The organism is Kitasatospora sp. NPDC059408 (genome assembly GCF_042751525.1).
In the GTDB taxonomy this organism is placed as follows: Bacteria; Actinomycetota; Actinomycetes; order Streptomycetales; family Streptomycetaceae; genus Kitasatospora.
The window spans coordinates 67,846-92,100 of sequence record NZ_JBHYWI010000009.1 but is presented as its reverse complement, the minus strand read 5'-3'; the positions used below and the strand labels follow the sequence as shown (position 1 = coordinate 92,100).

The window sequence follows — 24,255 nt, the reverse complement described above, 5'->3', positions numbered from 1 at the left end:
CACACCCCCCGGCCGCCCACTCCCCCCCCCACAACGCGCTCCTCCCCCCGCGGGGGGGGGGCCCCCCGGGCCCCCCCCCCCTCTTTTTCTGAGGAACCCGCCATGGACTTCGGCCCGCGCACGAACACGGTCATCGACAAGGTCGCCTGGATCCGGGTCGAGGACGGCCGTCTCCTCGCCGCCCGCACCCGGGGCCGCGAGCTGTACTACCTGCCCGGCGGCAAACCCGAGCCCGGCGAGACCGACGAACAGGCCCTCGTCCGGGAGGTCCGCGAGGAACTCGGCGTCGCCCTCGACCCGGCGACCGTCACGCCGCTGCTGATCACGCGGGCCCCGGCGGACGGCAAGCCCGCCGGAACCGTCGTCCGCACCGCCTGCTACACCGCCGACCACACCGGCGTCCCCGCACCGCACGGCGAGATCGCCGAGATCGCCCACCTCACCCACGGCGACCACCCGCGCGCCAGCCCCGCCGCCCGGCAGGTCCTCGACCACCTCGCCGCCACCGGCCTGCTCCTGCGCTGGTAGGCGACCGGTCGGCCGTGAACGGCCGGCCACGCGCCCGGCAGTGGATCAGTAGAGGCCGTGGAACGGCACCAGCGAGAGCAGCGCCCCCACCCCGGTCGCCATCAGCCCGAAGCGCGCCGCCCGGGCGCCCCGGCCGCCCGCGGCGGCGGACACCCGCGGTGCGCTCTGCCGGCTCTCCGGCGGCGCGGTGTCGATCTTGGTGAGCGCGACCCGCCCGGCGAACTCCGCCCCCGGCCGCCGGCGCACCCGGACGTCCCACGGCCGCGCCGGATCGTGCTCCACCACGACGGTGCGCCCGACCCGGAAGTCGTCCAGGTCCATCAGGTTCACGACCACCGTCGCGTCGGCCCGGTACGCGCGGCCGCCCGTCGGCGCGACCGTCAGGTCCAGGCGCAGCGGGATGTCCGGGCCCTCGCCGGTCGCCCGGGACGCCTCGATCCGCGCCATCGCCGGCTCCAGCCGGGGCGGCTCCGTGCCCGCCGCCGCGCGCCGCCGGGAGCCGGCGACGAGCAGGGCGATGGCCCCCAACGCCGTCCACGGCACCAGGTTCGCGCCGACCACCGTCAGCGTGACGGTCGTCCCGACGTCGTCGGCGGCGATGCCCGCCACGATCGCGCCGATCTCCCCGCCCAGCAGGACGCACAACAACAGTCCGGCCCAGTACACCCCGGCTCCTCCACTCGCTCGGCGCGCATCGTACAGCCGGGCGCCGCCCCGGACTGCGCCGCATGCGAAGGGCCCTGACGGCGGGGCCGGTCGCCGGGCACCGGGCCGGCCACCGGGTCAGTCGCCGGGCGCCGCCGGCGACGGCTCGGCGCTCAGGCGGTTCGACGCGCGGGCCAGGAGGCCGACGAGCAGGGCGCGTTCCTCGGCGCTGAAGCCGTCGGCGATCCGGCGTTCGATGGCGACGGCCTCCGCGTCGGCGCGCACCAGCAGGGCCTTTCCCTCCTCGGTGAGGCGCAGCTCCGTCACCTTGCGGTGCCAGGGGTGCGGCTGCCGGGTGATCAGGGCCTTGGCTTCGAGGTTGGCGAGCACGGTGGCGATGGTCTGCGGCGTGACCAGGCAGGCGCGGGCGAGCGCGGCGGCGGACAGGCCCGGGTGCTCGTCGAGCGTGTACAGCGCGACGTACTGCGGCACCGTCAGCCCGAGGGGCCGGAGTGCCGCGTGCTTGGCCGCCATCAGCTCCTGTTCGACCCGCTTGATGTGCAGGCCGAGGCGTTCGGTGAGCGGCATCTCCATGGGGGCGATCCTACGCCACCGGCTCATCGCACCCTGGCTCATGACAGAACCCTGATACTCATAAGAACCCTGTTGACTATCAGGGCTCTGTTACATGTAAGGTCTCTGTCATTCCCACTCTCCACCACTCCTGGAGGCACCCCATGTCCAGCCGCGCACCGCTCGACCACGTCGTCGCCGGGTCCGGACCGGGCCTCGTCCTGATCCACGGCACCGGCGCCGACGCCACCTCCAACTGGGGCGGTCTCATCGACCTCCTGCGCGACCGGTACACCGTCGTCGCCCCGAACCTGCCCGGCGCGGGCGCCACCGCCACGGACCCCGCACCGCTCGACCTGGACGACCTCGCCGACCGGGTCGCCGCCACCGCCCGCGCGGCCGGCCTCGACCGCTTCCACCTGGCCGGCCACTCGATCGGCGCCGTCGTCGCCACGGCCGTCGCCGCCCGGCACCCCGAGGCCGTCACCTCGCTCGCCCTGCACGCCGGCTGGCTCCGGACGACGCCGCGCGAGGCGTTCATGTTCGACCTGTGGGCGCGCCTGCTGCGCACCGACCCGGGCCTCCTGGCCCGCGAGTTGATCCTCGCCGCGATGGGGCCCGGCCTGCTCGGCGCCCTCGACGAGGAGCAGTTCGCCGAGATGGCCGCCGGCTTCACGGCCATGCTCGACGACCGCGTGCTCGGCCAGATCGAACTGGACTCCCGCGTCGACCTGCGCGAGGCGGCGGGCCGCGTCACCGCCCCCACCCTCGTGGTGGCGAGCGCGGACGACCGGATCGTCCCGACCCACCACCAGCGCGAGTTGGCCGCCGCCGTCGAGGGAGCCGAATACGTCGAGCTCCCCGGCGGACACGGCCTCCCGTTCGAGGACCCGGCCCTGCTCTTCACCCTCCTCGCCGACTACGTGGACCGCCGCCAGGCACTGGAGCCGGCGCGGTAGGTCCGCCGGCCTGCCGGCTCCTGCGCCTGGCGGCGGCGAGGGACCGTGGCGTCAGAGATCCTCGACGCCCCGGTAGTGGCGCCGGATTTCGTCGAGCACTGCCTCATCGGCGGCACGGACGTCCCAGAAGGAGCTGTCCACCTCCTCCAGGACGACCACCGGGACGCCGTCGGCGAAGCCTCGGGCCTCAGCGTCGATCAGCTGGAGGCCCGGCGTCGTCAGGGACAGCAGCGTCAAGATGTCCATTCCGGTGCCGGCGGAGCGGCGCTCCAACTCGGCGCAGCGCGGATCCACCCGTTCGTCGAGCTCGACGAACCACGTGAGCCCCAGGCCGAAGCTGCCGAGCCGCACCAGCAGTTCGGCCGGCGTCACGTAGTGGCCCTCCTGCCAGGCGCGGAAGGTGATCCCCTTCATGCCCTCCGCCATGGACCGCCCCTCACTCGGCAGTGGTGGCGGCGCTGGACGACTCCGCGACCACGAGGGCCAGCAGGCCGGGGAAGCGGTGCTCGATGTCGGAACGGCGCAGCGTGGCCATCCGGCTGTTGCCCCGGTCGACCTGGCGGATCAGCCCGGCCTCGCGCAGCGTGCGGAAGTGGTGGGTGACGGTCGCCTTGCTGACGGGCAGCGCGAACGAGCTGCAGGTCCGCGCGTCACCGGCGGGCCCGGCCGCAAGCTCCCGCACGACGCGCCGCCGAAGCGGGTCGGCGAGGGCCGCCAGGACGCGGCCGAGTTCGATCTCCGCCGTCGCGGGGTGCCCCTCGTCGTCGGGCATCGCCACCACCTCCAAGGTATGACTTGCATCGTACCTGTTCGATCGCTAGCGTCCCGAGGTACGAAAACTGTCTTACCTCTACTGTCCATGGAGACGCGCCGTGACCCAGCCCTTCACCCTCGTCGGCACCGCCCGCCCCAAGCCCGAACGCGTCGAGGAACTGCGGCAGTTGCTGCTGTCGTTCGTCGAGCCGACCCGGCAGGAGCCCGGCTGCCTGGAGTACCACTTCCACGAGGACCGCGACGCGCCGGGCGTCTTCGTCTTCTACGAGGCCTGGCGCAGCGAGGAGGACCTGAACGCCCACCTTGCCCTGCCGCACCTGCGGGACTTCTGGGAGCGCCGGATGGACTACCTGGCCGAGGACCTGGAGATCCGCTACCTCACGATGCACAGCCCCTACGAAGAGCGGGCCGCACGCGGCTGACCCCGGACCGGACCCGCCGCTCCGGCCCGGGCCCGGCGTTCAGGCGGCCAGGGCGCCCGGCCGGCTCAGCCGCCGAGCTCGTGCCGGACGGAGCCCGGCTCCGGGTCCCCGAGCTCGATCCCGTTCTCGTCGAGGCCGTTGACGATCCGCAGGCGGCGCGCCTCGTGACCGTCGCCGAAGTCGAACTCCACCCCGACCGTGCCGACGTCCAGGTAGCAGCGTCCCGATTGCGGTCGCCGTTCGACGAGCGCGACCCCGCGCAGTTCCCGGCCGACGAACGGTTCGAGGCGGTCGTCCCGGTGGGACCACTCCGGCGTGAGCTCGAACCACTCCCACCCGGAGACGGCCGCGGACGTGTCGATCGTGTCCCAGCCGATCGAGAGGTCGTGGAGCTTCGAGTGGCAGACCTCCACCCGGGCGCCGTCGAAGTCCAGCACCACCGGGCAGTCGGCGAACCAGTCCCCGTCCTCGGCGAAGCGCACCACGGCGAACCCCGTCAGCCGCCGCCCGACGAGCCCCGCCAGGCGTGCCGCGTGCTGCTGCCGAACCGCGTCGATCCCGACGAGAAAGGTCGGGCTGAAACCTGAGATCCCCATGTCCACGGGCCCCAGTTTCGCTTCCCACCGCGCCAACGGACAACCCGTCACCGGTAGTAGGGTGAGCGCCGCCATGCGCGCGCGACGAAACGACCTCTCGTACGACACCCACAGCCCCGCGCTCTCGCTCGACGCCGCCGGGCCGCGTGAGCCAGGGTTGCGGGTCGAGTGCGCCGACGGTGGCCGACTGGTGCTCCGGCAGGGCGTCACGACGCTGCTCCTCGGCCGGGTCGAGCCCGGCCACTGGGGCGTCGCGGTGCACCGCACCGGCCGGTACCGGTCGCCGGTCCCGCCCATCAGCGCGGCCTGCATGCGCCGGCGGCCCGACTGGCTGCACCAGTTCGCCGACCACCTCGAACGGGCGGCGCACGGGCCCCTGCACGCCGGCCGGTGGCTCCTGCGCAGCGGGGACCTGCCGCCGGACGCCCGCCCGGCGGAACTCGTCACCGACTGGCCCGCCGCCCAGGTCGGTTGGGACTGCCCCGGCTGGAACGGCGTCGTCCCGCTGCGCCCGCCGGGCGACCCGGCCGACGCCAGGGTCCGGGCGCACCGCAAGCACGTCCGCGACGGGACCCTCGCCCCCGTCCTGCTCTGGCGGGTCAGCGCCCTGGACGGCTACGTCCTCCTCGACGGCCACGACCGACTGCTGGCCGCCCGCACCGAGGGCGTCCGACCGCCGTACGTGGTGCTCACCCGCGGCCTGGACGCTGCGCGGCGGACCCGCCGGGCCGACGAGGCCGCGGCGCGCGTGCCGCGCCTCGAACGCCACGGCGACCGCGCCCGCCGGGCCGCGCTGCACGCGCTCGGCGAGGCCGCCGCCCGAGCCGAGCTGGAGAGCGCGCCCACCGTCGCCTGGCCCCTCCCCGGCGGCGCGCCCGCGTGGGACGCGCTCGCCGCGGCGGACGCGCCCGGCTGGTCCGCGTAGGGCGTGACCTTCGATCCGTTGGACACGCCCTGGCTCAGCGGGCCTCCGCCGAGGGCGACTTGACGGCCGTGAACCGCAGCGCCCGGTCCGTCACCGGCCCCTCGACCAGCCGCTCGACGTCCTTCTCGTACGCCATCTCGACCGTCCACGGCCCGCGCGTGCCCGCGCGCGGGAAGGCCGCGATCCCGCGCTGGACGTAGCCGGAGCTCAGGTCCAGGAACGGCACCCGCTCCACGAGCGGATCGTCCAGGACGGGTTCGACGATGCCGTGCCCGTGGGCGTCCATGTGGTCGAGCAGGCGGCAGAAGTGCCGGCAGACGAGGTCGACCTTGAGCGTCCAGGAGAGGTTGGTGTAGCCGAAGGCGAACGCGAGGTTGGGCACGCCGGAGAGCATCATCGCCTTGTAGACCGTCGTGTCCGCCGGGTCGACCGGCCGGCCGTCGACGCTCAGCCGCACCTTGCCGAACGGCGACAGGGCCAGCCCGGTGGCCGTCACCACCAGGTCGGCGGCGAGCTCCCGGCCGGAGGCGAGCAGGACGCCCGTCCTGGTGAACCGCTCGATCCGGTCGGTGACCACCGAGGCCCGCCGGGCCGAGATCGCCTTGAACAGGTCGCCGTCGGGCACGATGCACAGCCGCTGCTCCCACGGGTCGTAGCGCGGCGTGAAGTGCGTGTCGACGTCGAAGTCCTTCGGCAGCCGGCGGCGGACGTCGGCGATCAGCACGCGGCGCATCAGCTTCGGCGCGCGCATGCAGGCCCGGTAGAGGCCGCGGCCGAGCAGGATGTTCTTGCGGCGCACGATCCGGTGGGCGAGCCGGGGGCCGAGCAGCCGCAGCAGCACGGCGGCGATGCCGTCCTCGGCCCGGGCCGAGAGCACGTAGCCGGGAGAGCGCTGGAGCATCGTGACGTGCCCGGCGCGGACGGCCAGCGCCGGGACGAGCGTGACGGCGGTGGCGCCGCTGCCGATCACGACGACGCGCTTGCCCTCGTGGTCGAGGTCCTGCGGCCAGTGCTGCGGGTGGACGACCCGGCCCTCGAAGTCGTCGAGGCCGGTGAACTCCGGTGCGTAGCCCGCCTCGTGGTCGAAGTAGCCGGTGCCGAGGAAGAGGAAGCGGGCGGTGAACGTCACCGGCGCCGCGCTCCCGGCCGTCTCGGCGGTCACCGTCCAGCGTCCCGTCTCCGACGAGAACTCCGCGCCGGTCACCCGGTGTCCGAAGCGGATCCGCCCGGCGATCCCGAACCGGGTGACGGTCTCCCGCAGGTAGTCCAGGATGCTGTCGCCGTCCGCGAGGAACTTCCGGCTCGTCCACGGCCGGAAGCCGAAGCCGAAGGTCGGCATGTCCGAGTCGGACCGGATCCCGGGGTAGCGGAACTGGCGCCACGTGCCGCCGATCGCGTCGTGCGCCTCCAGGACGGCGAAGGACGTGCCGGGGCGGCGCGCCTTGAGGTGACAGGCGGCGCCGATGCCCGAGATGCCGGCACCGATGATCAGCACGTCGACGTCCGTGCCGGGCGCCTCGCTGGTGGTCCTGGTCGTCACTCGTGCCTCCTGGCCGTCGCGGTGCTCGGGACATGTCGGTGACGAGCATCTCCCGAGGACGCCGAAACGTTCCACCCCGCCTCCGTGGCCGCCCGCCACCCGCCGGGCGCCGGGTGGTGGATCCCCGCAGCCCGGCACGGGGATCCACCGTCCCGGCCGGGTCACCGCGGCCGGAGGTCCAGGACGAGCTCGCGGGGCAGGCCGTGGGTGTCGTGGAGGTAGTGGAGGTCGTCCTCGGTGAGCGGGCCGCGGAAGCGGAGGCGGGACAGCACCCGGCGGCCGCGGTCCAGGAGCCGGCCGAAGCGGTGCTCCTCGTCGAGGAGGATCCGGCGGACGACGTCCGGGTCCACGTCCTGGCGGAAGCGGTCCAGGGTGTGGCGGATCAACTCGTCCGGCAGGTCGCCGAGTCCGCGCTGCGGGTCGTCGCGGCGCAGCACGGTGAGCACCCGGCGCACCAGGCGGCGCAGGACGTAGCCGCGGCCGGTGTTGGACGGGAGGACGCCGTCGCCGATGACGACGATGCCCGAGCGCAGGTGGTCGCAGACGAGGCGCAGGGACGGTTCGTCGAGGTGCCAGAGGGTCGGGAGGAGGCGGCGCCAGGGGTCGAAGACGTCGCACTCGAAGACCGACCCGCGGCCCTGGAGCAGCGAGGAGAGCCGTTCCAGGCCGAGGCCGGTGTCGACGTTGCGCTGCGGGAGCGGGACGAGCGAGCCGTCGTCGAGGCGGCGGTGGCGCATCATGACGTGGTTCCACACCTCCACCCAGCGGTCGTCCCGCGTGGGCGTCGACCGCGGCGGGGTGTCGCCGGTCCACAGGAAGATCTCGGAGTCGGGGCCGCAGGGCCCGGTCGGCCCGTTGGACCACCAGTTGTCCTCGACGGTGAGCTCGACCGGGACGCCGCGGTCCTGCCAGAGCTCCAGCGAGCCGGTGTCGGGGCCGACCCGGTCGTCGCCGCCGAAGACGGTGACGTGGAGCAGGCCGGGGTCGACGCCGAGGCCGTCGGTGAGCAGCCCGTAGCCCCAGTCGAGGCTCTGCGGGCCCTCGTAGTCGCCGAGGGACCAGGTGCCGAGCATCTCGAAGACGGTCAGGTGGGTGCGGTCGCCGACCTCGTCGAGGTCCGTGGTGCGCAGGCAGCGCTGCACGTTGACCAGGCGCCGGCCGAGCGGGTGCGGGCGCCCTTCCAGGTGGGGCGTGAGGGGGTGCATGCCGGAGGTGGTGAACAGCACCGGGTCGCCGGGCGGGGGCAGCAGGGTCGAGCCGGTGATGCGGTGGTGGCCGCGGTCCTCGTAGTACTCGATGAAGGTACGGACGAGCTGGTCGGTGTTCATGGGGTGGCTCCTTCGCGTGCGGGCCGGGCGGAGGCACCGGACAACGAGTCCACGCGATCGTCGGAACCGAGGAGGGAACACCTCGAAGGCACCACCGGCGGACCGTTTCCGGTCGCCGGGGGGAGGGGGTACGTCAGGCGGCGGCAACCGGCGAGCTGGTCGCTCGCGCGGCTGCGGTGGTGCTTCGGTCCATGACGTCCATGCCACCGAGGTTAACGCCCCGGGCACAGCACGTGCCAACCGTTTTCCGTGCGCGCCCCGCTCACCCGCACGACGGCTCCCGGGGCCGCCTTCGGACCCCGGGAGCCGTCCTCACGCGGCGGACGTCACATGTTGATCATGTGGCCGGCCAGGCCGTGGATGGCCTCCTTGACCGCCTCGCCGAGCGTCGGGTGCGCGTGGACGTTGCGGGCGACCTCGTGGACGGTGAGGTCCCACTGCTGGGCGAGCGTCAGCTCGGGGAGCAGCTCGGTGACCTCGGGGCCGATCAGGTGGGCGCCGAGCAGTTCGCCGTGGGTGTCGTCGCAGATCACCTTGACGAAGCCGATCGGGTGGCCGAGGCCGTGCGCCTTGCCGTTGGCGGTGAAGGGGAACTTGGCGACCTTGACGTCGTAGCCGAGCTCGCGGGCCTGGGCCTCGGTGTAGCCGAAGGAGGCGATCTGCGGCTGGCAGTAGGTGGCGCGCGGGATCATGGCGAAGTCGACCTCCATGGTCTCCGCCCCGCCGATGGTCTCGGCGGCGATCACGGCCATCGTCTCGGCGGCGTGGGCCAGCATCAGCTTGGCGGTCACGTCGCCGATCGCGAAGATGTGCCCGGCGCTGGTGCGGCCGCGGCCGTCGACCGCGATGGCGCCGCGGTCGGTGAGCTTGACGCCGGCGTTCTCCAGGCCGTAGCCGTTGACGCGCGGCGCGAAGCCGATCGCCTGGAGCACCTTGTCGGCCTCCAGCACCTGCTGCTGCCCGTCCTTGGTGACGGTGACGCGCACCTTGGCGTTCGGGTCGCTGTCGTCGATCGACTCGACGCGGGTCGAGGTCAGCACCTCGATGCCCAGCTTGCGGTACTGCTTGGCGAGTTCGGTGGAGACCTCGACGTCCTCCAGCGGCACCACGCGGTCCAGGAACTCGACGATGGTGACCTTCACGCCGTAGTTGTGCAGCACGTAGGCGAACTCGACGCCGATCGCGCCGGCGCCCGCGATGATGATGCTCTCGGGCAGCTGCTCGGTGAGGATCTGCTCCTCGTAGGTGACCACGCGCTCGCTCAGGCTGGTGCCGGGCAGCAGGCGGGTGGTGGCACCGGCCGCGATGATGCAGTGGTCGAACGTGACGACGTCGAAGCCGCCGCCGCTGAGCGCGACCTGGAGGGTGTGGTCGTCGACGAACGTGCCCCAGCCGTCGTACTCGGTGATGCCGTTCTTCTTCATCAGGTAGTGGACGCCCTTGACCCGGCCGTCGGCGACGGCGCGGCTGCGGCGGAAGGCCTCGCCGAAGTCGAAGCTCACCCGGCCCTCGACCTTGATGCCGAAGGTCTTGGCCTCCTTGGTGAAGATGTGCGCCAGCTCGGCGTTGCGCAGCAGGGCCTTGGAGGGGATGCAGCCGACGTTGAGGCAGACGCCGCCCCAGTACTTGGCCTCGATGATCGCGGTCTTCAGGCCCAGCTGGGCGGAGCGGACGGCGGCGGTGTAACCGCCGGGGCCCGCGCCGAGGACGACGACGTCGTAGTGCGTGCTCATGGTGCTGACTCCTCCGAGGGTGTCACGGTGGTCCTGATCTCGGTCCCATGGTGGCAGGACCGGGCCCGGCGCACCCACCGGGTCTCGGCGGGCACGCTCCGCGCGGCACCGTACCCGTCCGGGGGCGCAATTGTCAGTGGTGTCCGCCTCCGTGATCGATGTCGCAGGTCACCGGGGTGGGCCGGCGGACGGCCTCGCGCGTTCGACGCCGGGCCCGCCGCCGGCGGGTCACCCGGCGAGCGCCGGGTAGTCGGTGTACCCCTCGGCGCCTCCCGTGTACATCAGGCCGTCGCGCAGGGGGTTGAGCGGCGCTCCGGTGCGCAGGCGCTCGACCAGGTCGGGGTTGGCGAGGAAGCCGCGGCCGAAGGAGATCAGGTCGGCACCGGCCGCGAGCAGGCGCCCGGCGGCGGCCAGGCCGCCGTCCTCGGGCAGCGGCTGCCCCCAGCCGAGCACGGGGTTGGCGATGAGGGTGCCGGGCCAGGCCTTGCGGAGCTCCTGGAAGACGGCGTCCTCGGGGTCGGCGAAGACGACGTGCAGGTAGGCGAGGCCGTCACCGGCGAGTTCGCCGGTCAGGGCGCGGTAGATCGCCGCGGTGTCGCCCTCCGCCATGCCCTGGCCGGTGAAGCCGGGCGACACCCGCAGGCCGACGCGCTCCGGGCCGATCTCGGCGGCGACGGCGCGGACCACCTCGACGACGAAGCGGATCCGGTTCGCCACCGGGCCGCCGTAGCCGTCGGTGCGGCGATTGGTGTTCCGGGCGAGGAACTGGTGCAGCAGGTAGCCGTTGGCGCCGTGCACCTCGACGCCGGCGAACCCGGCCTCGACGGCCCTGCGGGCGGCGGCGGCGAAGTCGGCGACCGTCCGGCCGATCTCGGCGACGGTCAGCTCGCGCGGCACGACGGACTCGCGGTGGCCGCCCGGGGTGTGGATCGTCTCGGGCAGCGCGACCGGTGAGGGGGCGACGGGGTGCAGTCCGCTGTTCTCGGGGTGGCCGATCCGGCCGCCGTGCTGGAGCTGGAGGAACATCCGTCCGCCCGCCGCGGCCACGGCGTCGGTCACCGTGCGCCAGCCGGTGACGTGCTCGTCGGCGTGGATCGCCGGGATGTCGGCGTAGGTGCGGCCGACCCGGTTCGGGGTGGCGGCCTCGGCGATGATCAGCCCGGCGGTGGCGCGCTGGGCGTAGTAGGTGGCCATGATCGGCTGCGGGACGCCGTCGGCGCCGGCCCGGGTGCGGGTCATCGGAGCCATCACGAGGCGGTTGGGGAGGTGCAGCGGGCCGAGGTCGGCGGGCTGGAAGAGGCCGGGGGTGCGGGTGTTCGCCGTGTTCGCGTTCGTCGCCGTCGTGTTCGCCGTGTTCGTAACGTTCTTGTGCGCCGTCTTCGTCGTCCTCGTCGTCTTCGTCGTCATGCCGGAACCGTAGAAGCTCACACCGGTGTCAGCTTCAAGTGCGGTGGCCGGGGGCCGGGGGCCGGGCTGACGGCCGGGTGGGCCCGCCGCCCGAGGACGGCAGCGGGCCCACCCGGTCGTCAGGCCGCCACCTCGTGGGCGTGGTCCTCGCCGAGGCCGCCCCCGGCGCCGCCGCCCGCCTGGGGCGACACGGTCGCGGGCCGGTCGAGTTCGCCGAGGTCCCACGCGAACGTGCCGACGGCGTGGGCGATCACGGCGATGTTCGTGTCGAACGCGTCCCGGTCGAGGTTGTCCAGGCCGTCGCAGGCCTTGTGGTAGCAGGGATCGAAGGCGACGCCCGCCGTGCCGCCGTAACGGGCCTGCTGCGCCGCCGACTTGACGACCTCGGCGCCGGTGTCGGTGCCGCCCGCCGGGATGCCCGCGTCGATGAACGGGCCGTAGTCGGAACGCCCGTTGAAGGCCACCGGCTCGTGCGGCAGGCCGCGGCGGTCGAGGAAGTCGGAGATGTGCCGCTGGATCTGCGCCGAGCCCGCGGGACCGGCGCCGCCGCCGGTGCTGCCGGAGCCGTCGTAGACGAACTGGGCGTGGTTCGGGGAGGCGATCATGTCGAAGTTGAGGTAGAGCCGGATCTTCTTCCGGTCCGCCTCCGCCAGCGACTTGACGTACGCCTCCGAGCCCTTGAGCCCGAACTCCTCGGCGGACCACCAGGCGAACCTGACCTTGTTCCGCACCGGCCGGACACCGAGGTTGCGGGCGACCTCCAGGATGCCCGCCGAGCCGGAGCCGTTGTCGTTGACACCCGGGCCGGCCGGGACGGAGTCGAGGTGGGCGCCGACGAAGACGGTGTTGTTCTCATCGCCGCCGCGGGTCTCGGCGAGGACGTTCCACGTGGTGCGCGGCTCCGTGAACGTGCGGATGTCGAGGCTCACTTCGACCGGTCCGGCCGCCGCCTTCGCCGCCAGCGCCTCCCCCGCCGCCTTCGAGACGCCGCCGACGGGGATCCGCACCGCGTTCGGCTCGCCGAGCGTCCCGTTCAGGTCGCCGTCCGCGCTGTTGTAGACGATCGCGCCGGCCGCGCCCGCCGCTGCCGCCGCGGCCTGCTTGACGGCGAAGCCGCAGCCCCCGCGCCGGATCAGCGCGATCCGGCCGGTGAACTCCCCCTCCGGGTAGTCGGCGGCCGCGCAGCCGGTGGCCGCGCCGACCGGCACGACCGCCAACTCGCCCTTCACGCCCGCCTCCGGGCCGCTCGGCGAGTACGTCATGGCGATCACCGGCACCTGCTCGGCCTGTGGTGACACGACGTCGAGGCGCTGGGTGCGCGCCTCGAAGAACGTGTAGGAGAACTCCTGCCGCGAGACCTTGAGCCCGGCCCGGCGGGCCTGCTCGTAGACGTAGCGGGCGGACTCCTCGTGGCCCGGCGAGCCGGCCGCCCTGGTGCCGCCGTTGCGGTCGGCGATCCGCTGGAGGGCCCGGAGCGTGTCGAGGGCGTCGTCGGCGCTGCTCCGGTCGACCAGCCGGGCCGCGAGCTGCGCGCCCCGGCGGGCCGGGTCCGGGTCGGCGCCCGCGGTGCCTGCCCCGGCGAGCAGCAGCGGCACGGCCAGGGCGGTCGCCGTCACCGCGGCTCCGACGGGGTGGGCGAGCGGGGTTCTCGTACGGCGGGTGCGCGGGCGGCGGGTGCGCAGCGTCAAGGCGAGTCCTTCCGACGGTCCGTGGACTCCGATTTGACATGACCGTCACCAGGCCTGCCAAGACCGCCGCGTCCGTCCGGGGGGAGGGCGCCGCGGCGCGACGGGATGCGGACCGGTCACCGCTCGGTGATGCTGGAGAGGTGGGGGACTCTCTTCCAGGAGTGTGACCATGTCCATGATGGATAAGCTCAAGAGCCTGCTCAAGGGCCACGAGGACCAGGCCGAGAAGGGCGTCGACAAGGCGGGCGACGCCTTCGACGAACGCACCGAGGGCAAGTACGGCAGCCAGGTGGACACCGCCCAGGACAAGCTCAAGGAACAGTTCCGCGACCAGCCGCCGCAGTAGGCCCGCCGCTGTCCCCTGAAGCTGACGCCCCGGTCCGGCCGCCGTGCCGCGCCGGGGCTCAGTCGTGCCCGTCGGCGGCGGCTCCCTCGGGCTCCGGCACCGCGCCGCAGTTCTCGCACGATTCGGCCCCGGGCCGCTCGCGCAGCCGTCCGCACTCCGGGCAGACCCGGTCCAGCCAGCAGGCCGCCTCTCCGCCTTCGTCCATGCCGCCGATTGTGCCGCCGGGTGCTGCGCCACGGCGAGTAGACACTGTCTACTCGGCCCTGGTAGACAGTGTCCATGACCGAAGAGGAGAAGGACCTCCGCACCCGCCTGGTGGCCGCCGGAGTCGAACTGCTGGCCCGGGACGGCGTCCAGGCGCTCGGCCTGCGGGAGATCGCCCGCCGGGCCGGCGTCTCGCACGGCGCGCCGCGCCGCTACTTCCCCACCCACCGCGAACTGCTCGCCGCCATCGCCCGGCACGGCTTCGGCAAGCTCACCGACACCCTCGCCGCGGCCGACACCCTCGCCGCCACCGACGGCCTCCCGCCCCGCGACCGGCTCACCGGGCTCGCCCGCGCCCACCTGCGCTTCGCCGCCGCCAACCCCGGCATGTTCGAGCTGATGTTCCGCCACGACCTGCTGGAGGGCAGCGGGGCCGACCTCCGCTCGACCTCGCTGCCGCTCTTCCGCACCTTCGCCCGCCTGGTCGGCGAGGCCTGCCCCGAGCGCGACAGCGGCACCACGGCCGTCGCCCTGCTCGCGAACCTGCACGGCCTCGCCCAGCTGCGCGCCTGGGGCAGCCTGCGGCTGCTCACCGGCGACGACGACGTGGAGCCGCTCCTGACGGCGATCGTCGACGCCCACCTCGGCGCCCCGGCGCAGCGGTGAGCGCCGCCCGGCGCGAGCGGCTCACGCTCGCCGCGAGCATCACCGGCGCCGTCGTCGTGGCCCTGGACGGCACCGTGCTGTCCGTCGTCCAGCCCAGCCTCCAGCGCGACCTCCACACCACCGCCGCGGCCGTCCAGTGGACCAGCACCGGCTACCTCGTCGCCGTCGCCGCCCTGCTGGTCTTCGCGGGCCGCCTGGGCGACCGGTACGGGCACCGGCGCGTGTTCGGCGCCGGAGTGGCGGGCTTCGCCGCCGCCTCGGCCGGGATCGCCCTGGCGCCGGGCATCGGCTGGGTGATCGCCCTCAGGGTCGCGCAGGGCGTCGCGGGGGCCCTGCTGCAACCCGCGACCCTCGGCATGCTGCGCGCGGTCTTCCCCGGCGAGCGGCTCGCCGGGCCGATCGCCCTGCGCACCAGCGCGATCGGGCTCGCGGCCGCCGTCGGACCGCTCCTCGGCGGCGCGTTCACCGCACACCTCGGCTGGCGGGCGGTCTTCTTCCTCACCCTCCTGCCCGCCGCTGCCGCCGGACTGCTCGCCCTCGCCGTCCCGATGCCGGGGCCCGTGCGCGGCGGGGACACCGGCGGGCTCGACCTGCCGGGCGCGGCGCTGCTCGCGCTCACTCTCGGCTGCCTCGTCCAGTCCCTGGTCGGCCTGCCCTCCCGGGGCAGCACGCTCGGCCTGGCCGCCGCCACCGTCCTCGGCCTCGCGTTCGCCCGGCACGAGCGGCGCACCGCCCGTCCGCTGCTGCCCCCGGCCGTACTGCGCTCCGCCGGGGTGACGCCCGTGCTGGGCGCCCTGCTCGCGGCGTCGGCGGCGCTCTCCGGGACGCTCTTCCTCGCCACCTACTTCCTGCAGGACGTCCTCGCCCTCGACCCGTTGCAGAGTGCACTGCGGGCGCTTCCGCTCGCCGTGACGATAGTGCTCGCGGCGCCCGCCTCCACCTGGCTGGCGAACCGTCACGGTGCCAGGGAGACCGTCGTGTCGGGCATGCTGCTGGTCGCCCTGGGCGTACTGCTGATCTCCCGGCTCGACCGGTCGTCCGGGCCGGTCGGGACGGGGGCCGGCTTCCTCCTGCTCGGCGCCGGGTTCGGCGCGGTGATGGCCACCGCCACGGCCATCGTCGTGCGCGGCACGGCCGCCTCCCGGGCCGGGGTCGCGGGCGGCCTCCAGCAGACCGCCATGAACGTCGGCCCCGCCCTCGGGGTGGCGCTGGCGGCCACCGTCGCCGGACCCGCCGCCGTCGGCACGGCGCTCGGCCCCGCGGGCCTCGCCCTGGCCGCCGTCGCCACGGGCGGCGCGCTGCTGGCCACCCGCATCCCCGGCGCAGAACGGGGCGCGGTCGTGCCGGAGGGGCGCTGAGCGGCCTCGACGAGCCCCGTCGAACCGCCCGCGCGCCTGCCCGGGCCGCGCCGAGCGCTCGCCCGGGGCACCGCGCTCGACCGGCCCTCACCCGTTCGGCCGACATAGGCTGGCCCTGACCACCACCGCCCCGACGGCCGGAGGGCCGATGAGCCGACGCCGCCCCGCCAGCCATCCGAGCGCCGACGCCCTGCTGACCCAGCTCGAAGGACTCACGGCGCGCGCCCTGGCGCACGCCGAGCTCCAGCGGGCCCAGGTGGAGCTGGCCGAGGCGCTCCAGCGGGAGCTGCTGCCGGCCGCCCTGCCGCAGCGGCCGGAGCTGCGGGCCGCGGCCCGGTACGCGCCGGCCCGGCACGGCCTGAGCGTCGGCGGCGACTGGTACGACGGTTTCCCCCTGCCCGACGGCTCCCTGGCCTTCTCGCTCGGCGACGTCCAGGGCCACGACGTGGAGGCGGCGGCGCTCATGGGCCAGGTCCGGGTCGGCCTGCGCGCGGTGGCGGCCACCGCCGCCGACCCCGGCGAGGTCCTCGCCCGGGCCAACGACCTGCTGATATCCCTGGACAGCCGCCGCTTCGCCACCTGCAGCTTCCTGCGCTACGACCCGGTCACCGGGGACCTGTCGCACGCCCGCGCCGGCCACGTCCCGCCCGTGTGGGCCAACCGCGACGGCCGCTGGGGCCACTGCGCCGACGAGGGCGGGCCCCCGCTGGGCGTCCTGCCCGGCGCGACGTACCCCGTGACGCACCACAGGCTCACCGGGAGCGGGGTCATGGCGCTGGTCACCGACGGCGTGGTCGAGGGCCCCGCGTTCCCCATCGAGGCCGGGCTGGACGAGGTCGCGGCCGTCCTGCGGGAGCGGGTCGGGGCCGACCCGGACGAACTGGCCGCCGCCGTGCTCCGGGTGGCCGACCTCACCGGACACGCCGACGACGCCGCCGTGCTGGTCCTGCGCCACGACCGCTAGCGGCTCCCGGCCGGGCCCCGGGGCAGGCCACGCGTGTCACACCCCGCATCGCCGACCGGGCGTAGTGAGATGCTGCCGTGCCGCTGACTACGCCGTTCCGCCCCCGTTCCCCCCGTGACCTGGCGGTGACCGCCATACGACTGCTCGCGGTCACCGCCGTCTACCTCGCCGCCGGCCGGCTCGGCCTGCTGCGCCAGGTGGTGATCGCCGGGGCCAAGGTCACCCCGCTGTGGCCGCCGACCGGGATCGCGCTGACCTGCCTGCTGCTCCTCGGGCTCGGCATCTGGCCGGCCGTCGCGCTGGGCGCCTACCTGGTGGTCGTCACCATCGGGCCGGCGCACTGGAGCTCGCTCGGCATCGTCGCCGGCAACACGCTCGCGCCGGTCGCCGCGTACCTCATGCTGCGCCGGGTCGGCTTCCGGATCGAGCTGGACCGGCTCCGCGACGGGGTGGCCCTCGTCTTCCTCGGCGCGTTCGCCGGCATGCTGGTCAGCTCCACCATCGGCACCACCGTGCTGGTCCTGAACGGCTCGCTGCCGGCGGACGGATTCTGGTCCACCTGGTCGGCCTGGTGGACCGGCGACGCGATGGGCGTCCTGGTGGTCACCCCGCTGCTGCTGGCGCTGCGCACCGCCCGGCCGCCCGTCGATCCGGGCCCGTTCGACTGGGTGGAGCCGGTCCTGCTGCTGGCCGGGACCGCCGCCGCCACCCTGATCGCCACCTCGACCACGGTGAACCTGCTCTTCCTGGTCTTCCCCTTCCTGATCTGGGCGGCCCTGCGCTTCCGGCTGATCGGCGCGGCGCCCTGCGTGCTCCTGATCTCGGTGCTCGCGATCGTCGCGGCCACCGACCGCAGCGGACCGTTCGCCCGCCACGGACTCGTCGCCGACATGGTGGTGCTCCAGGCCCTCAACGCGTGCGCGGCGCTGACGGGCCTGCTGCTGTCCGCGATCATCGCCGAGCAGCGCAACACCTACCGCCGCATCGAGCAGGCCTGCGTCGAACTCGCCGAGGTGGTGAACCGGCTGGCCCCGGGCGAGGCGGACACCAGCCAGTGGCTGCCCCCCGACGACGGCGGCCGGTAGCCGCGCCCGCCCGGAGCGTGGGCGGGCCGTTCAGCTGCCGGTGGCGACGGGACGGGACGGCCGCCGAGCATCGACGGGCTGCTCGACGACCTGCTCGACGTCCTGCTCGATGGGCTGATCGTCGGACTGGTCGGCAACCTGCTCGGCGACCTGCTCGACGGGCGACCCGACGGGCGGCCCGGCCGGCTTGGGCCGGGTGAGCGCCACCAGGAGCGCGAGCTGGACGACCGCACCCACGGTGAGCCCGGCCCACACGCCGTTCACGCCGAGCGGGCCCGACAGCACGGTGGCGGAACCGAGTTGGGCGCCGAGACCGGCCGTGACGGAGACGACCAGCGCCCGCCCCGCGCCCACGGCCTGGTGCACGCCGCCGACCGCGACGACGAAGGCGTACGGCAGCAGGTAGGGCGCCGCCAGGTGCAGGAAGCCGGCGGACTGCCCGGCCACCGCCGGGTCGTCGGTGAACAGGCCGGTCACCGGTCCGCCGAGCGCCGCGCACAGCACGGCTGCGACCGCTCCCAGGAGGGCGGCGAACCAGCCGGTGGCGCGGGCGAATCGACGGAGCTCGGCCTCCTCCCCGGCCCCGGCGAGACGGGCGGCCCCGATCGCGGCGGCCTGGCGCAGCGCGTAGAACGCCATGGTGACGACGAGCAGCACGCGGTAGCCGACGCCGTACCCGGCCACGGCGGCGACGCCGAAGCCCGCGACGAGCGCGAGTTGGGCTGTCCCGACGGCCATCCGGGCGGTGAAGTCGAGGCCGAACGGTGCCCCGGCGCGGACGATCCGCCGCAGCTCCGGGCCGAGCTCCGGGCCGGCTCCTCCGGCGGGCCCGCCCGTCCGGCGCTTGGCCAGCAGCCGCAGTGTGAGGACGAACGCGACCGCCCGGGAGGCGGTGAGCGCGAGCGCGGCACCCGTCACGCCGAGGCCCGGGACGGGTCCGGCGCCGAGGACGAGCAGCGGGTCGAGCGCGAGGAGCAGCGCGTTGGAGAGCAGCGCGATCCGCATCGGGGTCCGGGTGTCGCCGGCGCCCTTGAACAGTTCGTCGGCGACGCGCTGGCCGGAGAACAGCCCGAACGCCGGGAACACGACGGCGAAGTAGCCCGCGGCGAGCCCGGCCGCGGGGCCGTCGAGGAACCCTGCCGCGAGGTGCTCGCGCAGCAGGAAGCCGGGTACGGCGAGCGCGACGGTCACCAGCGCGCAGAGCCGCCACGCCGCGCGCGTGGTGCGGGCGGCCCCGGCGGCGTCCCCGGCCCCGAGGGCGCGCGAGAGCCGCAGGCTCGTACCGGAGGCGACCACGAGGACGAGACCGAGCAGCAGGTTCTCGACGGTGCCCGCGAGGGTGACGGCGGCGACGGCCGCGCCGCCGAGCCCGGCCACCCAGTAGGCGCCGATGACGGAGGCCACGACGCCGGACAGGAGTTCGGCGTAGACCGGTCCGGCCAGTGCGGCCAGTCGTGCCAGGTGTGTGCGCATGTTCCCTCTCCCGGCAGCGCCACGGCCGCTCCCTTGAGCCGCCCCCCGTCTGCCTCGAATAGAGATACATCGGATCGAGGCACATCGACAAGAGGTAAAGTGGCGCGCGCACCGGGCGCACTCCGACGAAAGGGCTTCATCGTGCTGACGCTCGCGATCCTGGGGTTCCTCTACGACCAGCCGCTGCACGGCTACGAGCTCAAGTCCCGGATCACCGGCCTCACCGGACACGTCCGGCCGGTCAGCGACGGCGCGCTCTACCCCGCCATCACCCGGCTGGAGAAGGCCGGCCTGCTGCACCGCAGGACCGAGCCGGGCAGCGGCGCCGTCCCCCGCCAGACGCTGGAGCTGACCGCCGCCGGCCGGGCCGAACTCCGGCGCCGGCTCGGCGACCCGGAGCAGGCGGAGATCACCGACCAGATCCGTTTCTTCGCCCTGGCCGCCTTCCTCCACCACCTGGCCGACCCGGCCCGCCAGGCCGCCGTGCTGCGCCACAGGCTCGACTTCCTGGAGGCGCCGAGCAGCTTCTTCTACGACGGGCAGGGCCGGCCGGTCACCGCCGAGCGCGAGCCGAACCCGTTCCGCCGGGGCATGCTGCTGGTCGCCCGGGCCTCCGGGGCGGCGGAGCGGGCGTGGCTCGCGGAGACGATCGCGCAGCTGACGGGGGCGGGAGCCGCCGGAGCCGGGGACGCGGGGGGCTCGGGGACATCGGGGGACACAGGGGCTTCGGGGGACACAGGAGCTTCGGGGGCGTAGGCCGGGCTGCCCCGCTCCCCTGCCGAACAGCACAGAAACAGCACCGAAACCGGACCGAACGGGACCGAACGGCAGGGTGGGGAAGCGGAATTACCCCGATCGACACCTGGTCCCTCCGGGCCCACCCGTCGCTATGATGATCCGCCTCACGTCCGACGGGCCCGCGGGGCACCGGTGCGGCGTGAACCCGCCACCGGGCCCCGCCCGCTCCCCTGGAGGCCGCCGTGACCACGTGCGAGACCGCTGCCGTCCAATCCGCCCCGCTGCGGCGGGACGACATCCCCGGCTGGTTCTTCAGTCTCGACCGGGCGGCCTTCGGGCACCTGCTCGCCACCCAGAGCGCGGCCGGGGTCGCCGGCGACATCCTCGAACTCGGCAGCTACCTCGGCCGCAGCGCCGTCCTGCTCGGCGACCACCTCCGGCCCGGCGAACGGCTCACCGTCTGCGACCTGTTCGACTCCGACGCGGGCGACGCCGACAACGCCGCCGAGATGGCGATGTCCTACCGCAGGACCCTCACCCGCAGCGCGTTCGAGGCCAACTACCTCGCCTTCCACGACGCCCTGCCGGAGATCGTCCAGGCCCCCACGTCCGCGCTGGCCGACGGCCGGATCCCGGCGGACAGCTGCCGGTTCGTCCACGTCGACGCCTCGCACCTGTACGAGCACGTCGCCGGGGACATCGCCGTCGCCCGCGCGGCGCTCGCCGCCGACGGCCTCGTCGCCCTCGACGACTACCGCTCCGAGCACACCCCCGGCGTCTCCGCGGCGGTCTGGGAGGCGGTGTTCACGGGCGGGCTCCGGCCGGTGCTGCTGACCCCGATGAAGTTCTACGGGACGTGGGGCGACGCGGCGGCCGCGCGAGAGGTCCTGCTCGGCCGTGACTGGCGGGCCGAGGGCTACACGGTGGACGAGGACACCATCGGCGGGTCGCGCGTCCTGCGGCTCAACTACCAGGTCAAGGCGCCGGTCCAGCGCTCCACGCCGCGCCGGCTCGCCCTGGACCTCCTGCCCCCGGTCGCCACCCGCGCGACCCGGCGCGTGCTCCGGACGCTGCGCGAGCGCCGCGCCGTCCAGCCGGTGCGCGCCGTCTGACGGCCGGACGGGAAAGCGCCCCCACGGGGCCGGACGCAGCGGCGTCCGGCCCCGTTCGCGTGCGCCACCTTACGTGGTCATATTTTCGTATTGGCTGATTCTGCATCACCCACACGAGTGAATCACCTTAAAAGGTTTGCCCAAGGAACGTTAAAGAGCACATAGTGAGGGCGCCTCGATTTGGTCTAGGGGTAGCCAAGTCCAGGCAAAATCTTGGGTGAATCGTGAGTGAATCGTGAGTAAGGAGAAGGCCTTGTTCCACGGAATCACGGCGGCTGGATACGGTCAGCGCCTGCGCGAGGACATCGCGCGGACGGGCACCACGCCGCTCATCGGGGTGTACGACATGTACTCGGCGTCGATCGCGGCCGAACACTACGACGGAATGTTCGTCTCCGGATTCGGGTTCGCCGCCTCCTACTACGGCCTGCCCGACATCGGCTTCATCGCCTGGCCGGACATGCTCTCCTTCGTCGAACGGCTGCGCGGCGCCTTCCCGCAGCACCACCTCCTGGTCGACATCGACGACGGCTACGTCGATCCCGAGGTCGCCTGCCACGTCGTGCGCCGGCTCGAACGCACCGGCGCCTCCGGCGTGATCCTGGAGGACCAGAAGCGCCCGCGCCGCTGCGGCCACGCGGACGGCAAGCTCGTCCTGCCGCTCGACGAGTACCTGGAGAAGCTGAACCTCGTCCTGGAGAACCGCACCGACCTCGTGGTCGTCGCCCGCACCGACGCCACGGAGGAGCAGGACATCCTGCGCCGCGCCCGCGCCCTGGCCGAGACGGACGCCGACGTCGTCCTCGTCGACGGGGTGCGCAGCGAGGACTGGATCCGGCGGATCCGCCGCGTGGTCGGCGACAAGCCGCTGCTGTTCAACCAGATCGCGGGCGGCAAGTCGCCCCGGCTGTCGCTGTCGGAGCTCGGCGACCTCGGGGTGGACGTCGCGATCTACAGCACGCCGTGCCTCTTCGCCGCGCACCGGGCGATGGACGAGGCGCTCGCGGGGCTGAAGGTCGACGACGGGCGGCTCCCGGCCGCCCCGGCGAACAGCCGGCCGGTGGGCGTGCAGGAGTCCACCGAGCTGCTGGAGCGGAACATCGCCCGCGCCCGGGGGCTCGTGGAGGTCACGGCGTGACGTCGGGGTCACCCGGTCCGGTCCGCCATCGGGCATCCGCCCGGTGGCGGGCCGGCGCCGCCGGACTCGCCGGGGCGTGCGCGCTGCTCGCGGGCGGTGCGCCGCCCGCGGCGGCGGGCGGGCTGATCACCGTCATCGACAACTCGCACGCCGACTCCTGGGTGGAGGTCGACCGCACGGCCAACGTCCAGCAGGGCGGCGGCTCGGCCGGCAGCGACCACGACGGTGCCGGGTCGGTGGTCGGCGGGTCGGTGGTCGGCGGGGCACTGGGAGGCGGGTCGGTGGTCGACGGAGTGGGCGCGCTGGTGGGGCCCGGAACGAAGGAAGGTGATGGATGAGCCCGCAGTGGCTGCGGCGGCGCGGCGTGGATCCCTACATGGCGGCGCTGGCCGGCACCGTCGGGCTCGCCGCCCTGTTCCCGGCGACGGGCACCGCGGCCCGCTCGGCCGCGGTGGCCTGTGACGTCGCGGTGGCGCTGCTCTTCTTCCTGTACGGCGCGCGGCTGTCCACCCGCGAGACCCTGGCCGGGCTGCGCCACGTGCGGCTGCACGGGCTGGTGCTCGCCTGCACCTTCGTCCTGTTCCCGCTGCTCGGGCTGGCCACGGCCGTGCTGACGCCCGTCCCGCTCACCGACCAACTGCGCACCGGCGTGCTGTTCCTGTGCCTGGTGCCGTCGACGGTTCAGTCCTCGGTCGCGCTGACCGGCGCGGCGCGGGGCGACGTCCCGGCGGCGATCTGCGCGGGCACGTACTCCAGCCTGGCCGGGTTGGTGCTGACACCGCTGCTCGCCGCCTGGCTACTGGGCTCGCACGCCGAGCTCTCGGCCGAAGGACTGCTGCGCATCGCGGCCCAGTTGCTCGCGCCCTTCGTGCTCGGGCAGGTGCTGCGGCCGCGGATCGGCGGGTTCCTCGGGCGGCACAAACGGGTGCTGGCGCCGGTCGACCGCGGCTCGATCCTGCTCGTCGTCTACACGGCCTTCAGCGCGGCGACGGCCCAGGGCATCTGGCACCTCGCCACGCCCGGCGCCCTGCTCGGCCTGGCCGCGGTGCTGCTCGCCCTGCTCGCCGCCTCGCTGGCCGCCGCCCGGCTCGGCGCCCGCGCCCTGGGGCTCGGCCGCCCGGCCGTCGTCGCGGCCGTGCTGTGCGGCTCGCAGAAGAGCCTGGCCAACGGCCTCCCGATGGCCACGGTGCTGTTCGGCTCCGAGGCCGGGCTGATGGTGCTGCCGCTGATGCTCTACCACCAGCTCCAGTTGGTGGTCGGCACGATCCTGGCGGGCCGGTGGTCCCGCGCCCCGGAGCGGGCACCGGCACCCCGTGCCCCGGAGCCGACCACGTCGGCGGCGCGGGGCTGAGCGCCGGGGCGGCACCGCGTGGTACCGCTCCGGTGGCCGGGCCTGCCCGCGCTCACGGCTCCGGGACGGCGCCGGTGCCCAGTGCGGCCGACCGCAGGGCGGCGGCCAGGCGAACGAGGGGCTCGCTCGGGCGGCCGGGGAGGCGGGCCAGCAGGAGGCGCCGCAGTTCCTGCGGCCCGCCGCGAACGGGCAGGACGCGCACCCCCGGCGGCGCGGCGGCGGCCATCGCGGGGGACACGGTGGTCAGGCCGCAGCCCGCGGCCACGAGGTGCAGCTTCGCCAGCCAGTCGCGGGCGGTGTGCACGATCTCCGGTCGTTCGTCCAGGCCCGGCCACACCCCCATGAGCCGGTCCGCACCGGAGGCCGATCCGGCGATCCACCGCTGCCCGCGCAGGTCGGCCGCGTCGACGTACGCACCGCGCGCCAGCGGGTGGTTCGCCGGCACGGCCAAGCAGAGCGGGCGTTCCGTGAGCGTCTGCACCACCAGCGCCGGCGACTCCGCGTCCGGCGCGCGGAACGGCGGCGCCGACGACAGCAGCGCGAGGTCGATGCTGCCCGCCCACAGCGCCCGGACCAGTGCCGGGGTGCCGCCCTCACGACTGACGACGTGCACCCCCGGGTCGCCGCGCCGCAGGGCGGCCAGCGCCTGCGGCACCAGCGTCGTCCCGGCGGTGGCGACCCACCCGAGCCGCACGGTGCCGG

At 74.5% G+C, this 24,255-nt stretch carries 26 protein-coding genes and 1 pseudogene; 14 read left to right on the top strand and 13 right to left on the bottom strand.

Translation table 11 applies throughout. From position 1 onward, the window contains the following. Nucleotides 1-102: 102 nt before the first annotated feature. Nucleotides 103-528 (top strand): NUDIX domain-containing protein, encoded by a 426-nt coding sequence (locus tag ACFXDE_RS09095; RefSeq protein WP_380492364.1) that lies wholly within the window; start codon nucleotides 103-105, stop codon nucleotides 526-528. A gap of 45 nt (nucleotides 529-573) precedes the next feature. Here ACFXDE_RS09095 and ACFXDE_RS09090 read toward each other — a convergent pair whose 3' ends face one another. Both ACFXDE_RS09090 and ACFXDE_RS09085 read right to left on the bottom strand, forming a co-directional pair. Beyond that, nucleotides 574-1,194: a hypothetical protein gene (locus tag ACFXDE_RS09090; protein ID WP_380492362.1), complete on the bottom strand. Its 621-nt coding sequence runs from the start codon at nucleotides 1,192-1,194 to the stop codon at nucleotides 574-576. A gap of 117 nt (nucleotides 1,195-1,311) precedes the next feature. Beyond that, nucleotides 1,312-1,767 carry a MarR family winged helix-turn-helix transcriptional regulator gene (locus ACFXDE_RS09085; protein ID WP_380492360.1) on the bottom strand — a complete coding sequence of 152 codons (456 nt, stop codon included), beginning with the start codon at nucleotides 1,765-1,767 and terminating at the stop codon, nucleotides 1,312-1,314. Between the two features lie 143 nt (nucleotides 1,768-1,910). On the opposite strand from ACFXDE_RS09085, the gene ACFXDE_RS09080 reads away from it, so the two are divergent. Next, on the top strand, nucleotides 1,911-2,705 hold the full coding sequence (locus tag ACFXDE_RS09080; RefSeq protein WP_380492358.1) for an alpha/beta fold hydrolase: 795 nt from the start codon (nucleotides 1,911-1,913) through the stop codon (nucleotides 2,703-2,705). A 51-nt stretch (nucleotides 2,706-2,756) separates the two neighbouring features. Here the strand turns inward: ACFXDE_RS09080 and ACFXDE_RS09075 are convergent, their stop codons facing one another. Together ACFXDE_RS09075 and ACFXDE_RS09070 are read right to left on the bottom strand one after the other, a co-directional pair. Further along, a complete protein-coding gene (locus tag ACFXDE_RS09075) occupies nucleotides 2,757-3,131 on the bottom strand; it encodes a hypothetical protein (RefSeq protein WP_380492356.1) in 375 nt (124 codons plus the stop codon). Nucleotides 3,132-3,141: 10 nt separating this feature from the next. Then, the gene (locus ACFXDE_RS09070) at nucleotides 3,142-3,477 is read right to left on the bottom strand and encodes an ArsR/SmtB family transcription factor (protein ID WP_380492354.1); all 336 of its coding nucleotides are present in this window, start codon (nucleotides 3,475-3,477) and stop codon (nucleotides 3,142-3,144) included. Nucleotides 3,478-3,577: 100 nt separating this feature from the next. Between ACFXDE_RS09070 and ACFXDE_RS09065 the strand changes: the two genes are divergently transcribed. Further along, nucleotides 3,578-3,901, top strand: coding sequence for a putative quinol monooxygenase (locus ACFXDE_RS09065; RefSeq protein WP_380492352.1), 324 nt, complete (start codon nucleotides 3,578-3,580; stop codon nucleotides 3,899-3,901). Between the two features lie 65 nt (nucleotides 3,902-3,966). Here the strand turns inward: ACFXDE_RS09065 and ACFXDE_RS09060 are convergent, their stop codons facing one another. Then, a complete protein-coding gene (locus ACFXDE_RS09060) occupies nucleotides 3,967-4,497 on the bottom strand; it encodes a hypothetical protein (RefSeq protein ID WP_380492350.1) in 531 nt (176 codons plus the stop codon). Between the two features lie 73 nt (nucleotides 4,498-4,570). On the opposite strand from ACFXDE_RS09060, the gene ACFXDE_RS09055 reads away from it, so the two are divergent. Then, nucleotides 4,571-5,422, top strand: a complete 852-nt coding sequence (locus tag ACFXDE_RS09055) for a hypothetical protein (protein WP_380492348.1) — start codon at nucleotides 4,571-4,573, stop codon at nucleotides 5,420-5,422. A gap of 34 nt (nucleotides 5,423-5,456) precedes the next feature. On the opposite strand, the gene ACFXDE_RS09050 is transcribed toward ACFXDE_RS09055, so the two are convergent. From ACFXDE_RS09050 to ACFXDE_RS09030, 5 genes are all read right to left on the bottom strand, one after another. Further along, complete coding sequence (locus ACFXDE_RS09050) at nucleotides 5,457-6,962, bottom strand: flavin-containing monooxygenase (RefSeq protein WP_380492346.1); 1,506 nt, start codon at nucleotides 6,960-6,962, stop codon at nucleotides 5,457-5,459. A gap of 161 nt (nucleotides 6,963-7,123) precedes the next feature. After that, nucleotides 7,124-8,290, bottom strand: a complete 1,167-nt coding sequence (locus ACFXDE_RS09045; RefSeq protein WP_380492344.1) for an alanine--tRNA ligase-related protein — start codon at nucleotides 8,288-8,290, stop codon at nucleotides 7,124-7,126. Between the two features lie 326 nt (nucleotides 8,291-8,616). Further along, complete coding sequence (gene lpdA / locus ACFXDE_RS09040; protein ID WP_380492342.1) at nucleotides 8,617-10,023, bottom strand: dihydrolipoyl dehydrogenase; 1,407 nt, start codon at nucleotides 10,021-10,023, stop codon at nucleotides 8,617-8,619. Between the two features lie 228 nt (nucleotides 10,024-10,251). Further along, nucleotides 10,252-11,430 (bottom strand): alkene reductase, encoded by a 1,179-nt coding sequence (locus ACFXDE_RS09035; RefSeq protein ID WP_380492340.1) that lies wholly within the window; start codon nucleotides 11,428-11,430, stop codon nucleotides 10,252-10,254. A gap of 119 nt (nucleotides 11,431-11,549) precedes the next feature. Next, complete coding sequence (locus ACFXDE_RS09030) at nucleotides 11,550-13,112, bottom strand: M28 family peptidase (protein WP_380492446.1); 1,563 nt, start codon at nucleotides 13,110-13,112, stop codon at nucleotides 11,550-11,552. Between the two features lie 175 nt (nucleotides 13,113-13,287). Between ACFXDE_RS09030 and ACFXDE_RS09025 the strand changes: the two genes are divergently transcribed. Beyond that, complete coding sequence (locus ACFXDE_RS09025; RefSeq protein WP_380436978.1) at nucleotides 13,288-13,464, top strand: antitoxin; 177 nt, start codon at nucleotides 13,288-13,290, stop codon at nucleotides 13,462-13,464. A 58-nt stretch (nucleotides 13,465-13,522) separates the two neighbouring features. Here ACFXDE_RS09025 and ACFXDE_RS09020 read toward each other — a convergent pair whose 3' ends face one another. Beyond that, complete coding sequence (locus ACFXDE_RS09020) at nucleotides 13,523-13,669, bottom strand: hypothetical protein (protein ID WP_380492337.1); 147 nt, start codon at nucleotides 13,667-13,669, stop codon at nucleotides 13,523-13,525. A 74-nt stretch (nucleotides 13,670-13,743) separates the two neighbouring features. Between ACFXDE_RS09020 and ACFXDE_RS09015 the strand changes: the two genes are divergently transcribed. The 4 genes from ACFXDE_RS09015 to ACFXDE_RS09000 all read left to right on the top strand — a co-directional run bounded on the left by ACFXDE_RS09015 (nucleotide 13,744) and on the right by ACFXDE_RS09000 (nucleotide 17,741). Beyond that, complete coding sequence (locus tag ACFXDE_RS09015; protein WP_380492330.1) at nucleotides 13,744-14,334, top strand: TetR/AcrR family transcriptional regulator; 591 nt, start codon at nucleotides 13,744-13,746, stop codon at nucleotides 14,332-14,334. After that, nucleotides 14,331-15,692: an MFS transporter gene (locus ACFXDE_RS09010; RefSeq protein WP_380492328.1), complete on the top strand. Its 1,362-nt coding sequence runs from the start codon at nucleotides 14,331-14,333 to the stop codon at nucleotides 15,690-15,692. Before ACFXDE_RS09015 ends, ACFXDE_RS09010 begins: the two co-directional genes overlap by 4 nt. Before the next feature lie 148 nt (nucleotides 15,693-15,840). Continuing rightward, nucleotides 15,841-16,656, top strand: a complete 816-nt coding sequence (locus tag ACFXDE_RS09005) for a PP2C family protein-serine/threonine phosphatase (protein ID WP_380436986.1) — start codon at nucleotides 15,841-15,843, stop codon at nucleotides 16,654-16,656. A gap of 125 nt (nucleotides 16,657-16,781) precedes the next feature. After that, nucleotides 16,782-17,741, top strand: coding sequence for an MASE1 domain-containing protein (locus tag ACFXDE_RS09000; RefSeq protein WP_380492326.1), 960 nt, complete (start codon nucleotides 16,782-16,784; stop codon nucleotides 17,739-17,741). A 30-nt stretch (nucleotides 17,742-17,771) separates the two neighbouring features. Here ACFXDE_RS09000 and ACFXDE_RS08995 read toward each other — a convergent pair whose 3' ends face one another. After that, nucleotides 17,772-19,214 (bottom strand): MATE family efflux transporter, encoded by a 1,443-nt coding sequence (locus tag ACFXDE_RS08995; protein WP_380492324.1) that lies wholly within the window; start codon nucleotides 19,212-19,214, stop codon nucleotides 17,772-17,774. A 99-nt stretch (nucleotides 19,215-19,313) separates the two neighbouring features. Between ACFXDE_RS08995 and ACFXDE_RS08990 the strand changes: the two genes are divergently transcribed. The 5 genes from ACFXDE_RS08990 (at nucleotide 19,314) to ACFXDE_RS08970 (ending at nucleotide 23,553) form a co-directional block, all read left to right on the top strand. Further along, complete coding sequence (locus ACFXDE_RS08990; RefSeq protein WP_380492321.1) at nucleotides 19,314-19,970, top strand: PadR family transcriptional regulator; 657 nt, start codon at nucleotides 19,314-19,316, stop codon at nucleotides 19,968-19,970. A 224-nt stretch (nucleotides 19,971-20,194) separates the two neighbouring features. Next, the gene (locus ACFXDE_RS08985; protein WP_380492319.1) at nucleotides 20,195-21,064 is read left to right on the top strand and encodes a class I SAM-dependent methyltransferase; all 870 of its coding nucleotides are present in this window, start codon (nucleotides 20,195-20,197) and stop codon (nucleotides 21,062-21,064) included. A gap of 253 nt (nucleotides 21,065-21,317) precedes the next feature. Next, nucleotides 21,318-22,202 carry an oxaloacetate decarboxylase gene (locus ACFXDE_RS08980; RefSeq protein WP_380492317.1) on the top strand — a complete coding sequence of 295 codons (885 nt, stop codon included), beginning with the start codon at nucleotides 21,318-21,320 and terminating at the stop codon, nucleotides 22,200-22,202. Continuing rightward, the gene (locus ACFXDE_RS08975; RefSeq protein WP_380492315.1) at nucleotides 22,199-22,540 is read left to right on the top strand and encodes a hypothetical protein; all 342 of its coding nucleotides are present in this window, start codon (nucleotides 22,199-22,201) and stop codon (nucleotides 22,538-22,540) included. The genes ACFXDE_RS08980 and ACFXDE_RS08975 overlap by 4 nt, the downstream gene beginning before the upstream one ends. Continuing rightward, nucleotides 22,537-23,553: a bile acid:sodium symporter family protein gene (locus ACFXDE_RS08970; RefSeq protein ID WP_380492313.1), complete on the top strand. Its 1,017-nt coding sequence runs from the start codon at nucleotides 22,537-22,539 to the stop codon at nucleotides 23,551-23,553. The genes ACFXDE_RS08975 and ACFXDE_RS08970 overlap by 4 nt, the downstream gene beginning before the upstream one ends. A 52-nt stretch (nucleotides 23,554-23,605) precedes the next feature. Here the strand turns inward: ACFXDE_RS08970 and ACFXDE_RS08965 are convergent. Beyond that, nucleotides 23,606-24,253, bottom strand: a pseudogene (locus tag ACFXDE_RS08965) (LysR family substrate-binding domain-containing protein); the annotation flags it as partial. Nucleotides 24,254-24,255: the final 2 nt, after the last annotated feature.

What these genes read in the sequence shown, in the direction of transcription:
- ACFXDE_RS09095 (WP_380492364.1), top strand. Translation starts at nt 103, where the DNA reads ATGGACTTCGGCCCGCGCACGAACACGGTCATCGACAAGGTCGCCTGG.
- ACFXDE_RS09085 (WP_380492360.1), bottom strand. Translation starts at nt 1,767, where the DNA reads ATGGAGATGCCGCTCACCGAACGCCTCGGCCTGCACATCAAGCGGGTC.
- ACFXDE_RS09080 (WP_380492358.1), top strand. Translation starts at nt 1,911, where the DNA reads ATGTCCAGCCGCGCACCGCTCGACCACGTCGTCGCCGGGTCCGGACCG.
- ACFXDE_RS09075 (WP_380492356.1), bottom strand. Translation starts at nt 3,131, where the DNA reads ATGGCGGAGGGCATGAAGGGGATCACCTTCCGCGCCTGGCAGGAGGGC.
- ACFXDE_RS09070 (WP_380492354.1), bottom strand. Translation starts at nt 3,477, where the DNA reads ATGCCCGACGACGAGGGGCACCCCGCGACGGCGGAGATCGAACTCGGC.
- ACFXDE_RS09060 (WP_380492350.1), bottom strand. Translation starts at nt 4,497, where the DNA reads ATGGGGATCTCAGGTTTCAGCCCGACCTTTCTCGTCGGGATCGACGCG.
- ACFXDE_RS09055 (WP_380492348.1), top strand. Translation starts at nt 4,571, where the DNA reads ATGCGCGCGCGACGAAACGACCTCTCGTACGACACCCACAGCCCCGCG.
- ACFXDE_RS09045 (WP_380492344.1), bottom strand. Translation starts at nt 8,290, where the DNA reads ATGAACACCGACCAGCTCGTCCGTACCTTCATCGAGTACTACGAGGAC.
- lpdA (WP_380492342.1), bottom strand. Translation starts at nt 10,023, where the DNA reads ATGAGCACGCACTACGACGTCGTCGTCCTCGGCGCGGGCCCCGGCGGT.
- ACFXDE_RS09035 (WP_380492340.1), bottom strand. Translation starts at nt 11,430, where the DNA reads ATGACGACGAAGACGACGAGGACGACGAAGACGGCGCACAAGAACGTT.
- ACFXDE_RS09025 (WP_380436978.1), top strand. Translation starts at nt 13,288, where the DNA reads ATGTCCATGATGGATAAGCTCAAGAGCCTGCTCAAGGGCCACGAGGAC.
- ACFXDE_RS09020 (WP_380492337.1), bottom strand. Translation starts at nt 13,669, where the DNA reads ATGGACGAAGGCGGAGAGGCGGCCTGCTGGCTGGACCGGGTCTGCCCG.
- ACFXDE_RS09015 (WP_380492330.1), top strand. Translation starts at nt 13,744, where the DNA reads ATGACCGAAGAGGAGAAGGACCTCCGCACCCGCCTGGTGGCCGCCGGA.
- ACFXDE_RS09005 (WP_380436986.1), top strand. Translation starts at nt 15,841, where the DNA reads ATGAGCCGACGCCGCCCCGCCAGCCATCCGAGCGCCGACGCCCTGCTG.
- ACFXDE_RS08995 (WP_380492324.1), bottom strand. Translation starts at nt 19,214, where the DNA reads ATGCGCACACACCTGGCACGACTGGCCGCACTGGCCGGACCGGTCTAC.
- ACFXDE_RS08970 (WP_380492313.1), top strand. Translation starts at nt 22,537, where the DNA reads ATGAGCCCGCAGTGGCTGCGGCGGCGCGGCGTGGATCCCTACATGGCG.